This is a genomic window from Mesorhizobium sp. SARCC-RB16n (assembly GCF_008520305.1).
In the GTDB taxonomy this organism is placed as follows: Bacteria; Pseudomonadota; Alphaproteobacteria; order Rhizobiales; family Rhizobiaceae; genus Mesorhizobium.
The window spans coordinates 123,009-135,713 of record NZ_ML703268.1 but is presented as its reverse complement, the minus strand read 5'-3'; the positions used below and the strand labels follow the sequence as shown (position 1 = coordinate 135,713).

Here is a 12,705-nt window from a genome sequence, read left to right as displayed (position 1 = left end):
GAATGACGGCATCGCGTCCCGACCCCAGAGAGGCGACCGAGGACGGGCGGATCGCCGACAACATCGTCTATTTCGCCCGCACCTTGCGCAAGGCCGGCATGCGGGTCGGGCCGGCCTCGGTCAAGGACGCGATCGAGGCTGTGCTCGTCGCCGGCATCGGCTCGCGCGATGATTTCTACTGGACGCTGCACGCCGTTCTGGTGTCCAGGCACGAGGATCACCCGACCTTCGACGAAGCCTTCAGGCTGTTCTGGAAATCGCGCGAACTGATCGAGAAGCTGCTGGCGATGTTTTCGCCGGTTGCCCCTGATGTCAGGCAGAAGCAGAAGCCGCGCGCGGCTGAAAACCGCGTCAGCCAGGCGATGTTCGAAGGCCACCAGAAGAACCAGACGCCTCAGGAAATCCCGGAGGTCGAGGTTGATGCCCGCTTCACCTTTTCCGGCAACGAGGTGTTGCGGGCCAAGGATTTCGCGCAGATGAACGCCGCCGAGATGGCCGATGCCAAGAAGGCTATCGCCGAGCTGCGATTGCCGTTCGACATGGTACGGACAAGGCGGTTCAAGGCCGATGCGCACGGCCGCCGCATTGATCCGCGCGCTATGATGCGCGCGGCCGCGCGCACCGGCGGTGAGTTGATCCTGCCGAAATTCCGCTCGGTCCGCGAAGTTCACCCGCCCCTGGTGGTACTGGCCGATATCTCTGGTTCAATGAGCCAGTACACGCGCATCTTCCTGCATTTCTTGCATGCGCTGACGGAAAAGCGTCGGCGCGTGCACACCTTCGTCTTCGGCACGCGGCTGACCAATCTGACCCGGCAGATGCGCCACCGTGATCCCGATGCCGCCCTTGCCGATTGCTCGGCGGCGGTCAAGGACTGGTCGGGCGGTACCCGCATCGGCGATACGCTGGCGGAATTCAACCTGACATGGTCGCGGCGCGTGCTGGGACAGGGCGCGGTGGTGCTTCTGATCACCGACGGACTGGAGCGCGACGACGTCGTGGGCTTGTCGGAAGAGATGGAGCGGCTGCACAAATCCTGCCGGCGGCTGATCTGGCTGAACCCGTTGCTGCGCTTCGACGGTTTTCAGGCGCGTCCCCGCGGTGTGAAGGCGATGCTGCCCCATGTCGACGAATTCCGCTCGGTGCACAATCTCGACGCGCTCGCCGATCTCTGCGCCTCGCTGGACAGGAAATCGGCGCCTTCGGTCGATCCACGGCGGTGGATGGATGCTGGCGCGAGGCGCGCCGCATAGCCATATGTGTCCCGGCTCCTGGAAAAACAGACCCTGAGAGAAGCAACGATGAGCGACAGCATTTATCTCGATGAGGCCCGCGACCCGCTGATCATCGCGGAAGCCTGGATGAAGGACGGCAAGGATGTCGCGATCGCGACGGTGGTCGAGACCTGGGGTTCGGCGCCGCGTCCGGTCGGCAGCCACCTTGTCATCGATGCCGATGGCAATTTCCACGGTTCCGTTTCAGGCGGCTGCGTCGAGGGCGCCGTGGTGACCGAGGCGGTCGACATCATCGGCTCCGGCAAGGCCAGGATGCTCGAGTTCGGTGTTGCCGATGAGACGGCCTGGCAGGTGGGCTTGTCCTGTGGCGGCCGCATCAAGGTTTATGTTGAGCGATTGGGCTGACCTCGGATGGATCCCTATGCGCTGAAAACGCTCAATGCCGAACGACGCGCCCGCCGCGCGGCGATCCTCGTCACCGATCTCGGTGATGGTCGCGATCGAATCGTGCGCGAGGGCGATCAGGTCGCCGGAGACCTCGGAGCGGCGATCGCCAAAGCGTTTCGATCCGGCAATTCCGGCTCCGTCGAGGCGGAAGGAAGGACCTTCTTTCTCAATGCGCATCTGCCGCAGCCGCGCCTGGTGGTGATCGGCGCCGTCCATATCAGCCAGGCGCTCGCGCCTATGGCCCGGATCGCCGGCTATCCCCTGGAGATCATCGATCCGCGCACCGCCTTCGCCACACCGGACCGTTTTCCCGATGTCGCCTTGCATGCCGAATGGCCGCAGGATGTGCTGGAGCGTCAGCCGCTCGATAGCTACACCGCGCTCGCCGCCGTCACCCATGATCCGAAGATCGATGATTTCGCGCTGAAGGCGGCACTCGACGCCAATTGTTTCTATATCGGGGCGCTCGGCAGCCGCAAGACGCATGCCAAGCGCGTCGAGCGTCTGCTGGCGCTGGGCGCGAGTGCCGACCAGATTGCGCGCATCCACGCGCCGATCGGGCTGGACATCGGGGCGGCAAGCCCCGCCGAGATCGCCGTCGCCATTCTCGCGCAGACCATCCTTGCCTTTCGCTCGCGCGGCCTTGATGCGAAAGGCGCGGCGGCGTGAAATTCGGTCCGATACCGATCGAAGCGGCCGAGGGGGCGGTGCTGGCGCATGCCACTACTGCCGGCGAAAAGCGGTTTCGCAAGGCACACAGGCTGAGCGCCGAAGATGTCTGCATACTCAAAGAGGCGGGCATCTCGCAGGTCGTCGCGGCCGTTCTGGCCCCGGATGATCTGGGCGAGGATGCCGCGGCGCAAAGAATTACCGAGAGCATGACCTTTGGCGGCATCGAAGCGCGGCCCGCCGCCACCGGTCGGGTCAATCTCCACGCCAGGGCGGCTGGCATCTTCACGGTCAATGCAGCTGTCATCGACGCCATCAATGCCGTCGATCCCGCCATCACCATCGCCACGCTGGCTCAGCACGCGCCGGTCGAGAAGGGCCAGATGGTCGCGACGGTAAAGATCATTCCCTTCGCGGTGTCTTCTGCGCTGGTCGAGGTCGTGACGAAAATCTGCGCCGGCGGCGAAATCTTTGCCGTCAACGCCTATAAGCCGGTGCGTATCGGCGTCATCCAGACGGTGCTGCCGGGCATCAAACCCGGTGTGCTCGACAAGACGTTGCGCGTCACCGAAGCACGGCTGACTCGCTCGGGCGGCAGGCTGACGGCGGAGCGCCGCACGCCGCATGAGATCGCCCCTGTCGCCGAGGCCGCCATCGCGCTTGCGCGCGACAATGACATGGTGGTGATCTTCGGGGCTTCCGCCATGAGCGATTTCGCCGATGTCGTTCCTGCGGCCATCGAGAGGGCGGGCGGTACAGTCATCCGCGCGGGCATGCCGGTCGATCCCGGCAATCTGCTGGTGCTCGGTACGCTCGGCGGCAAGCGCGTCATCGGCGCTCCCGGCTGCGCCCGCAGCCCCAAGGAGAACGGCTTCGACTGGGTGCTCGACCGGTTGATTGCAGGCCTCGATGTCACGGCGGGCGACATCGCCGGCATGGGCGTCGGCGGCCTGCTGATGGAGATACCGACGCGGCCGCAGCCGCGCGAGCCGCTGCCGGCCAGAAACCGGCTCAAGGTCGGGATCGTGCTTCTGGCGGCGGGGCGGTCGAGCCGCATGGGCGGACCGAACAAGCTGATGGCGCTGTTCGACGGCCAACCGCTGGTGCGCCGCACCACCGAACGCGCCCTCGCCTCGAAGGCTTCGGGCACGATCGTCGTCACCGGCCATCAGCGCGAGCGGGTGCGCGCGGCATTGTCGGGTCTCGACGTTACCTTCGCCGACAATCCCGACTTTGCCGATGGCCTGTCCACGTCCTTGAAGGCCGGAATTGCCTATCTGCCGCAAGACGTCGCCGGAGCAATGATCGTTCTTGGAGACATGCCGGGCGTGGAAACTGGCGACCTCGACCGGCTGGTCGATGCGTTCCGCAAGGCCGGAGGCAATTCCGTGGTTCGTGCCTCGCATGAAGGCAAACGCGGCAATCCGGTGCTCCTGCCCCGCTCGCTGTTCGCGGCCATCGCCCATCTCGAAGGCGACACCGGCGCACGCCATCTGGTCGAGGCCGAAGGGCTCGATGTCATCGATGTCGAGATCGGCGAGGGCGCGTCGGTCGATGTCGACACCCGCGAGGCGCTGGAAGGCGCCGGCGGCGTCCTGCAGGATTGACAAACCCGGCCTGTATTCCGCATGCCTTTGGTATGGCATTCCCTTTCTTGCTTCGCCGCCGCTTACCTCGCGCTTTCCCGGCCTTTCTGGCTGCAATCATATTTCCGATCGCAGCCTACGCTGATGTTCTCACGCTAAAACCCTTCAAGGACGATCTCTTCGCCTATCCGGCGACGCTCTCATCCGACGCCAATGGCGCCTACACGGTCCTCGACTACCATGAGATGCGCGACATCAACCAACGCGACGAGGTGCCGGAAAAGCGCGTGCATCCGCAATATACCGACACCGGCGTGCGCAAAGTGCAGCAGGATCTGATGCTGAAGACGGATGCTGGCGATGTCAGGCATGTCGCCGTCGGCAAGACGCAAGGCGCCGCCGTCATCGTGCTCTATCTGCACGGGCAAGGCGGCAGCCGCAAGCAAGGCGTCGACGACTTCACCTTCGGCGGCAATTTCAACCGCCTCAAGAACCTGATGGCCGGCAATGGCGGGCTCTATATCTCTCCGGATTTTCCTGATTTCGGCGACAAGGGCGCAGCGCTGATCGCGGCCCTGATCGACCACTATGCCGAACAGTCCCCGGGCGCGAAAATCTTCGTCGCCTGCGGCTCCATGGGCGGTGCGCTGTGCTGGAAACTTGCGGGACGAAAGGACACCGGCAGCCGCATCAACGGCTTGCTGCTGTTGGGTTCGCTATGGGATGAGAGCTTTTTCGCCAGCCCCGCCTTCAAACGCCGTGTGCCGGTCTTCTTCGGCCAGGGCAGCCATGACGTGGTCTTTCCCGTCGCCAACCAGGAAGCCTTCTTCCGCTCGATCCTGGCCAAGTCGAAGACCTATCCGACCCGCTTCGTCCGCTTCGAAACCGGCACGCACGGCACGCCGATCCGCATGGCCGACTGGCGTGGAACGCTCAACTGGATGCTGTCGAAGGCGCCTTGATCGACGCTGGCTGGAAGCCGGGGGATTTCAGGGCGCAGTGTTGTAGTCGACAACTGTCTCAGGGTTCTGCTCGCCGTCATAGGACGCATCGACATCATACTGGACCAGCGAGAAATCGCCGTTGCGGAACAGATAGGTGCCCGACGACGAGGCATCGCCGGCGCCACGCCATTTGTTGAAGGTGTTGATCGTGTGGGCATCCTTGTCATAGTCGGAATTGGTCGCCCAGCCTGTCGTCCGGAAGCCGACAATATGCATGGATTCGACCTTGCCCTCGCTGTCGTTGTTCACGTAGCGGATATCCATCTCAGGCTCGGTGAACTGCAACTGCCTCACACCAGATACATCATCGCTCATGTAGTAGATGGAGTTTTCATTGTAGGCCGCGGCAGAGCAGGCGAAATGGAAAAGCCGCGTTTCCCGGTCGGGATCGCTCGCGGCCGCGTCCTTGTCCCTGTATTTGATCGAAAAACTTTCCGGCTCGTTGGCTAGAAGGTTCTTGTCACACTGGTCGGCATAGCCAGCCAGAAAGGCCTTCTTGGCCTGCTCCAGCGCCGCATCCTTCTTCGGCGGCGGCGGCCCTTCGCCGCAGCTCGGCGGCAGCGCCTCTTCGAAACCCGCGGTGGAAGGTTTCAGTGCGCCTTTTTCGATGTGAATCGGATCGAAAGGCGGTGCCGCCTGAATTTGGCCGTTCACCTGGCGCAGCGTATAGCAGCCGGCAAAGACCTTTTCGCCGCCGTTCTTGTCGGTGGCACGGATGGCGACGGGCACGTTGTAGTAGATACTGCCGGCGGCCCCTTCGTCTGAAACCGCACCGGTCGCGACCTCGACCTTGTCGGTGCCGTCATAGCCCTTGACGAAACTGTCAAAGTCTTTAGTCGGCTTTGTATCGCCATAGTATCCCCAGGCGCGGGCAAATTCATGCCGGTTGATGGCGCTGTAGAGAGAGCGAACGACCGCATCCGCGCTCGACCGATCATCGACGTAAGGCGCTTCGGGCGTATCGCTGGCGGCCAAAGCCGTTTGGCCTGTCGTGGCAAGGGAGAGAAGGGCAGTCGCTGCGAGAAGGACGCGTCTCATCGGGAATCTCCGCTCGATAACGAAGATTCTACCATGGCGATTGCGGCGACGTGGTGACGCGGTGTCTGCCGCGCTTGAAGAATCGTGCGCAGAGGCGCTACCTCCCTCCCGCCGGCGCTCAGACCGGACAGGAGATCTGACGTGACGATATCGATGTATGAGGCATCCGTGCCCGTGTTTTCAGCCAGGCTGAAAGCACTTTCCAGCGTTTTGGCGGCAGCCGAACAAAATGCGCTTGACCGCAAGATCGATCCGCAGGTGTTTTTGACGGCGCGGCTTGCGCCCGACATGTTCGCCCTCGCCAGGCAGGTGCAGATCGCAACCGACCATGCCAAGGGTGCGCCTTCACGGCTGGCCGGCCGCGAAGTGCCGAAATACGAAGACAATGAGGCGAGCTTTGCCGATCTCGAGGCAAGGATCGCCAAGACATTGACCCATCTGGCGACCTTTTCGGCCGCCGATATCGACGGGTCGGATGAAAGGATGATCGAGTTGAAGCTGGGGGGCCGGGACACCACATTGAGTGGCATGCAGTATCTGCTGCATCTGGCCATGCCCAATTTCTATTTCCACCTCACCACCGCCTACGACATCCTTCGCCACAATGGCGTGCCGCTGGGCAAGGCGACGTTCCTGGGATCGCGTTGAGGAGTTGACGTGCGAGATGTCCTGGATCGATCCAGGACATCTCGCAGGATTTTTAGCGGATAGACATTTCGCGGGCGATGCGCGGGAAATCGGCAGGCTTGATGCCGACGTCGGCGCGCTCGGCATTGCTCATGGAATGGAGCAGCGCGAGCGCCGCGCGATATCTCTGATGTTCCTGCGGGCGCGGCCGGGCGAACATTTCAGTGAAGAAACCCATGATTCAGGCTCCTGATTGGTCCTCCACGTCACACAATATAGCTGAATCGTGACGATTGTGCAGTGCAGCATTTGCATACCTGCCATGTCGGGATGATTTTCATGAAATTTTTTTGCGGCCCCGTGAAACTTTCACGCAGCGCGAACCGTAGGCTTGGACGCTGGCACATGGCCGGTTTTTCCTCGCCACTCCTGGCGAATTTCCGGACTGCACTTTCGTGCAGTCCGGCTTTTTGTTGAGGAGTGTTGATTCTCGATAGCAATCCTCGCGACGGCTAAATTCTTTAAGACCGGCGGCATGTATTTTTAACGAGCCGGTTCTATGCTCGGTAATTCAGACAGTCAGGCAAGCGGGAGGCTGACATCGTTACCAGCGCCAAGCGCGATTTCGCGTCGCTGCTCGAGGACCTCTTCGTTGCCTCCGACAAAGACGACTGCATCGAGGGCGCGGAGACTGGCGCGCGCCCATCCATCCCGTTCGACTATCTCTCGGTCGCCGATGAACTCTATTCCGGCCGCATCAAGGTATCCGCCGCGGAATATCGCGAGGCCGGTGCTGATCTGGCCAGCGAATTTGCCGCCTTGCTTGAACAGGCTAGGCTGGCCCTGGCTGGCGAAGAGCCGAAGCCGGAAGAAAAATTGCCGCCAATCGATCCTGAATCGATTGCAGTCGAACTGGGACTGAATCAGTCCAAAGGCGTTGCCGATTTCGGTCGCATGCGCCGCAGCTTCGCTTTCGCCAACCATCCCGATCGCGTTGCCCCGCATTTGCGCCAGCGCGCGATGATCCGCATGCAGGTGGCCAACATGCTGATCGACGAGGCCAAGCGCCGCGCCGTGGTCGCCGCACGCCGCTAACCGTCCCTGCTCACGCAAAAGTCGGCCTGGCAAGGCTTGGAGAGCGCGCCTGCTTTTCCTATAAGATGCGATTTCCTCGGGCGCAGCCGCGCATACTCTCCCCCCGGAGCAGAATTCCATGCACAAACGCCGTCTCGGTCGGACCGATCTTCTTGTTACCCAGATTTGCCTTGGTTCGATGACCTGGGGGCAGCAGAACACCGAGGCCGAAGGCCATGCCCAGATGGACCTGGCCTTCTCGCGCGGAGTCAATTTCATCGACACCGCCGAACTCTATCCGATCCCGCCCAAGGCGGAGACGCAAGGGCGGACCGAGAAGATCATCGGCAGTTGGATGAAGGCCAAGGGCAATCGCGATAAGGTGATCCTTGCATCGAAGGTCGTCGGCCGCACGGCCAATGCATGGTTTCGCGGCGACCGGTCCTCGCATTTGGTGCGGGCCGATATCTTTGATGCCATCGACAAGTCGCTGGCCAAGCTCGGCACGGACTATCTCGACCTTTATCAAATCCACTGGCCGGAACGAGACATTCCCTGGGGCGCCAACCCGACGCGCGTTGGCGCGGTGGCGCGGCGTGCCGATTCTGTCGGCGCGCCGGCCGGCGAGACGCCGATCGCCGAGACGCTTGCGGTGTTCGAGGAACTGGTGAAGGCAGGAAAAATCCGCCATTTCGGCCTTTCGAACGAGAGTTCGTGGGGCCTGATGCGCTTCCTTGCAGAGGCCGACAAGGGGATCGGTCCGCACGTCGCCTCGATCCAGAACGCCTACAACCTCGTCAACCGTACCTTCGAGGTGAACCTCGCGGAGGTCTGCGAGCGCGAAGAGGTATCGCTGCTCGCCTATTCGCCACTGGCGCAAGGTTATCTGACCGGCAAATACGATCATGGCGCCCGCCCGCAAGGTTCGCGCTCGCAGCTGTTCAATCGCGGTCAGCGTTATGAGACGCCCAATGCCGCTGAAGCGCAGCTCGAATACAATCAACTGGCGCGCTCTTTCGGCCTGGAGCCGGCGCTGTTTGCCAATGCCTATGTCTCAAGCCGGCCTTTTGTCACGTCGAACATTGTCGGCGCGACATCGGTTGCACAGCTCGATATGGCGCTGTCTTCTGTTGATATCATCTGGACTGAAGAGATGCAAAAGGCGGTGGATGCGGTTCACCAGAGGGTCGGCAATCCCTGTCCTTGACCGGGCCTAGCTGCGGAATTGTCGAGCAACAGTAAAGGGATGGAGACAATGGTGGATTTTTCGATCGAGGCCGTGCGTGGAAAATTTCCCGCTCTCTCGCTGACCGACAAAGGACGCCGGCGTATCTATCTCGACAATCCTGCCGGCACGCAGGTGCCTCAGGCGGTGGCCGATGCGGTCTCGCGCTGCCTGTTGACGACTAACGCTAATCTTGGCGGCTATTTTGAAACGACGATCGCGGCGCAGCAGGTCGTTGATGATGCGCATCAGGCGATGGCCGATTTCCTTGGCGCGGCGAGCCCCCAGGAGATCGTCATCGGCGCCAACATGACGACGCTGACCTACCACATGTCGCGAACGCTCGGCCGCACGATGAAGCCAGGCGACGAGATCATCCTCACCCGCATGGACCACGAGGGCAACGTGTCGCCCTGGCTGCAACTGGCCGAGGATCTTGGCCTCGTCGTGCGCTGGCTGCCGTTCGACGAAAGGACCTGGCAGGTCGAGGAGGCAACGCTGGCAGGTCTGCTGTCCGGGAAGACACGGCTGGTGGCGCTGAACTACGCCAGCAATCTCACCGGCTCGATCAATCGCGTCAAGTCCTTGACCCAAATTGCAAAACAGGCCGGCGCGCTGGTTTATGTCGATGCCGTGCAATTCGCGCCGCATGGCCTGATCGATGTGCAGGAACTCGGCTGCGATTTCCTGATTTGCTCGGCCTACAAATTCTTCGGTCCGCATATGGGCATATTGTGGGGCCGGCGCGAGGTCATCGAAGGTCTGAAAGCCTATAAATGCCGCTGCTCGTCCGATGGATTGCCGGAGCGCTTCGAACTCGGCACGCCGCAGATCGAACTGATGGCCGGGCTCACCGCCGCTGTCGACTATTTTGCCGATCTCGGCGCCTCGGCCGGCGAGGGTGGGTCAAGAAGGCGCAGGATTGCCAAGGCGTTCGAAATTTCCATCGCCTACGAAAATCCGCTGGCGCAAAGGTTGATCGATGGCCTGTCCGATATTTCGGGGTTGACCATCCATGGCATCACCGATCCGAAACGCCTCGTCGATCGTGTTCCGACAGTCTCCTTCACCGTCGATGGCATCGTTCCCGAGACCATTGTGCGGCAAATGAACGCCGAAAACATCTTCCTGTGGTCGGGCCACAACTATGCCTGGGAGATCGTCCACCAACTCGGCATTCCGGCCGAGCAAGGTGTCGTGCGCATCGGCATCGCGCACTACAATACGGCGTCCGAAATCGACGAAACGCTGGAGAGCGTGCACCGGGTGATTGCCATGCTCAGGCAGCAACGCTCCTGACGCGAGTTTGAATTGTCACCGCGCCTTGCCGCCAAAACCGGTGAGGAAGGCGGTGAGATTGTCGCCGAGTTCGTCGCAGAGATAGCCGCCTTCCTGGACGATGACCGTCGGCAGGCCGAGACTGGCGATGGCCTCCCCGATACGTGAGAAGCCTGGCGTCGTCACCGAAAGCCCGCCGAACGGATCGCCCTCGAAGGCGTCGAGGCCGAGTGCCACCACCAGCGCGTCAGGCGAGAAGGCGCGGATACGCTGGAACGCCACGCCGAGCGCTTCGAGAAACGCAGCATTCGCGGATTTGCGCGGCAGCGGCAGGTTAAAATTGTAGCCAAGTCCCGGACCTTCACCGCGCTCGTCGGCATGGCCCCAGAAGAACGGGTAGAAGCGCACCGGATCGGCATGCAGCGAGACAGTCAGCACATCAGGCCGCGCGTAGAAGATGCCTTGCGTCCCGTTGCCGTGATGCAGGTCGACATCGAGAATCGCTACGCGGGCCGCCTGTCTGCGCAGCATTTGTGCCGCGACGGCCGAATTGTTGATAAAGCAGAAGCCGCCGGCGACATCGGCAAAGGCGTGATGGCCAGGCGGTCGGCACAGCGCATAGGCGCCGGAAGCGCCGGCCATCACCGTTTCCGCCGCCTCAACCGCGCTCCAGGCGCTCCACAGCGCGCTCTGCCATGTCTCGCCCGAGATCGGGCAAGCGGTGTCGGCCATGTGGTATCCGGCCTGACCGACGGCGGAGGCCGGATAGGAGCCGTTGCGGGCGATCGGGTGGATATTGGGAATGACCTCGGCCGAAGCCCCATCGATGCGCTGCCAGCGTTCGAAAATATGTTCGAGGAAGTCGAGATATTCGGGCGTATGCACGGCGGAGACCGGGCCAAGCCCATGACTGCGCGGTCGCTCGATCGTGTAGCCGGCCGATCTTGCGCCGGCTAATAATCTTTCGACGCGTTCCGGTTTTTCAGGGTTGGGCTGCGCCGCACCGCTGGAAAGAAAGGCCCTGGGATCGTGCCGCTTCTGCTCCGGCGCATAGAAGGCTTTCATTCCTGCTCTCCATTTTCCGGCGCGTCGCCGAAGGCGAAAAAAGCCTCGCCAATGATTTTCTGCGTCTGCTCGTAGCTCGACCAGGCAATGCCCAGCCTCTCGTAAAAGGCCTTGGCGCCCTCATTGTCGGTGTCGACGGACAGTCTCAGATACACGCCGCCATCCCTACGGCACTCGGCCGCCACGCGCCGCAGCAGGCGTTCGCCGACCTTGCGGCCACGAAACCGGTCCTCGACGTAAAGGTCCTGCACATAGACGCCAGGCCGCCCCATCCAGGTCGAGAAGATCGGAAAATGCAGGCAAAGCCCGGCGAATTCGCCATCGACTTCGGCAATCAGGGTCGAGAAGGCGGGCTTTGCGCCAAAGCCCCAGGTCCTGAGATCGTCGGCCGTCGAGATGATTTCCTCGGGCGCGCCGATATGGGTGCCGAGCTTCAGGATCGCCCCGTGGATGGTTTCGACGTCATCGATGGTGCCGGGGCGGAGGATGACATCATTGGAGGCTGGATTAGTCACGGTCTTGTCTCAAAAAGCCACCCGGTCGCCGCCCTTGAGCGCCAGCATGTCGCGCGCTTCGGCCGGCGTGGCAACCTCCAGCGACAGCCCATCGAGAATGCCACGGATGCGGCGCACTTGGTCAGCGTTGGACTTCGCCAACTGGCGGCCATCGTAGAGGCTGTCTTCCAGACCGACACGCACGTTGCCGCCCATGGCCGCAGCGATGGAGATCAACGGCATCTGGTTGCGGCCCGCGGCCAGCACCGAGAACTGATAGCTGTCGCCGAACAATTTGTCGGCGATGCGCTTCATGTGGATGAGATTGTCGGGATCGGCGCCGATGCCGCCCAGAATGCCAAGCACGAATTGGATGAACAGCGGCCCCGACACCAGGCCACGGTCTCGGAAATGCGCCAGCGAATAGAGGTGGCCGACGTCGTAGCACTCGAATTCGAAGCGGGTGCCGCAACCCTTGCCCAGCCTCTCAAGCACACCCTCCATGTCGGCGAAGGTGTTCTTGAAAATGGTGTCGCGGGTGGCTTCCAGCAGCTTCGGTTCCCATTCGTGCTGCCATTCCCGCGGCTTGTCCAGCATCGGGAACAGCGCGAAATTCATCGAGCCCATGTTGAGCGAGCACATTTCGGGCTCGGCGCGCAGCGGTGCAGCAAGCCGCTGGTCCAGTGTCATCAGCGAGGAGCCGCCGGTGGTGATGTTGATGACCGCAGACGTCGCCTGCTTGATGCGCGGCAGGAATTGCATGTAGACATCCGGATCGGCCGTTGGCCGTCCGTCTTTGGGGTCGCGGGCATGCAGATGCAGGATCGAGGCGCCGGCCTCGGCCGCCGCGATGGCGTTCGCGGCAATCTGGTCCGGCGTCACCGGCAGATAGGGCGACATCGACGGCGTGTGCACCGAGCCTGTGACGGCGCAAGTGATGATGACTTTTCGCGGCGCCATTTC

Annotated in this window: 14 protein-coding genes; 10 read left to right on the top strand and 4 right to left on the bottom strand. The window is 62.2% G+C overall.

The genetic code is table 11. The features are described from left to right. The first annotated feature begins 2 nt into the window (after window positions 1–2). Genes C7I87_RS15665 through C7I87_RS15645 form a run of 5 tightly spaced genes read left to right on the top strand, consistent with a single transcriptional unit; the run spans window position 3 to window position 4,899 of the window. Complete coding sequence (locus C7I87_RS15665; protein WP_149905055.1) at window positions 3–1,253, top strand: vWA domain-containing protein; 1,251 nt, start codon at window positions 3–5, stop codon at window positions 1,251–1,253. Window positions 1,254–1,301: 48 nt separating this feature from the next. Next, window positions 1,302–1,640: an XdhC family protein gene (locus C7I87_RS15660; protein WP_149905054.1), complete on the top strand. Its 339-nt coding sequence runs from the start codon at window positions 1,302–1,304 to the stop codon at window positions 1,638–1,640. 6 nt (window positions 1,641–1,646) lie between these two features. Further along, on the top strand, window positions 1,647–2,351 hold the full coding sequence (locus tag C7I87_RS15655; RefSeq protein ID WP_149905053.1) for an XdhC family protein: 705 nt from the start codon (window positions 1,647–1,649) through the stop codon (window positions 2,349–2,351). Next, window positions 2,348–3,958 (top strand): NTP transferase domain-containing protein, encoded by a 1,611-nt coding sequence (locus C7I87_RS15650; RefSeq protein WP_149905052.1) that lies wholly within the window; start codon window positions 2,348–2,350, stop codon window positions 3,956–3,958. Before C7I87_RS15655 ends, C7I87_RS15650 begins: the two co-directional genes overlap by 4 nt. A gap of 32 nt (window positions 3,959–3,990) precedes the next feature. Next, window positions 3,991–4,899 carry an alpha/beta hydrolase family protein gene (locus tag C7I87_RS15645; RefSeq protein WP_188393859.1) on the top strand — a complete coding sequence of 303 codons (909 nt, stop codon included), beginning with the start codon at window positions 3,991–3,993 and terminating at the stop codon, window positions 4,897–4,899. A 27-nt stretch (window positions 4,900–4,926) separates the two neighbouring features. Here C7I87_RS15645 and C7I87_RS15640 read toward each other — a convergent pair whose 3' ends face one another. Next, window positions 4,927–5,979, bottom strand: a complete 1,053-nt coding sequence (locus C7I87_RS15640) for a DUF1176 domain-containing protein (protein WP_149905051.1) — start codon at window positions 5,977–5,979, stop codon at window positions 4,927–4,929. Window positions 5,980–6,120: 141 nt separating this feature from the next. On the opposite strand from C7I87_RS15640, the gene C7I87_RS15635 reads away from it, so the two are divergent. The 5 genes from C7I87_RS15635 (at window position 6,121) to C7I87_RS15615 (ending at window position 10,204) form a co-directional block, all read left to right on the top strand. Continuing rightward, complete coding sequence (locus tag C7I87_RS15635) at window positions 6,121–6,627, top strand: DUF1993 domain-containing protein (protein WP_149905050.1); 507 nt, start codon at window positions 6,121–6,123, stop codon at window positions 6,625–6,627. A 16-nt stretch (window positions 6,628–6,643) separates the two neighbouring features. Continuing rightward, a complete protein-coding gene (locus C7I87_RS35245; RefSeq protein WP_188393858.1) occupies window positions 6,644–6,859 on the top strand; it encodes a hypothetical protein in 216 nt (71 codons plus the stop codon). Window positions 6,860–7,239: 380 nt separating this feature from the next. Beyond that, entirely contained in the window at window positions 7,240–7,701 is a 462-nt protein-coding gene (locus C7I87_RS35975) for a hypothetical protein (RefSeq protein ID WP_149905218.1), read from the top strand. A gap of 118 nt (window positions 7,702–7,819) precedes the next feature. Further along, window positions 7,820–8,887, top strand: coding sequence for an aldo/keto reductase (locus tag C7I87_RS15620; protein ID WP_149905048.1), 1,068 nt, complete (start codon window positions 7,820–7,822; stop codon window positions 8,885–8,887). Window positions 8,888–8,935: 48 nt separating this feature from the next. Further along, on the top strand, window positions 8,936–10,204 hold the full coding sequence (locus tag C7I87_RS15615) for a cysteine desulfurase-like protein (RefSeq protein ID WP_188393856.1): 1,269 nt from the start codon (window positions 8,936–8,938) through the stop codon (window positions 10,202–10,204). Window positions 10,205–10,219: 15 nt separating this feature from the next. Here C7I87_RS15615 and C7I87_RS15610 read toward each other — a convergent pair whose 3' ends face one another. From C7I87_RS15610 to C7I87_RS15600, 3 genes are read right to left on the bottom strand one after another with little or no spacing between them, the layout of a single operon-like run. Further along, complete coding sequence (locus C7I87_RS15610) at window positions 10,220–11,248, bottom strand: histone deacetylase family protein (protein WP_149905047.1); 1,029 nt, start codon at window positions 11,246–11,248, stop codon at window positions 10,220–10,222. Then, window positions 11,245–11,763 (bottom strand): GNAT family N-acetyltransferase, encoded by a 519-nt coding sequence (locus C7I87_RS15605; protein WP_188393855.1) that lies wholly within the window; start codon window positions 11,761–11,763, stop codon window positions 11,245–11,247. The genes C7I87_RS15610 and C7I87_RS15605 overlap by 4 nt, the downstream gene beginning before the upstream one ends. A gap of 9 nt (window positions 11,764–11,772) precedes the next feature. Then, window positions 11,773–12,702 (bottom strand): 3,5-dioxohexanoate:acetyl-CoA acetone transferase, encoded by a 930-nt coding sequence (locus tag C7I87_RS15600; RefSeq protein WP_149905046.1) that lies wholly within the window; start codon window positions 12,700–12,702, stop codon window positions 11,773–11,775. Window positions 12,703–12,705: the final 3 nt, after the last annotated feature.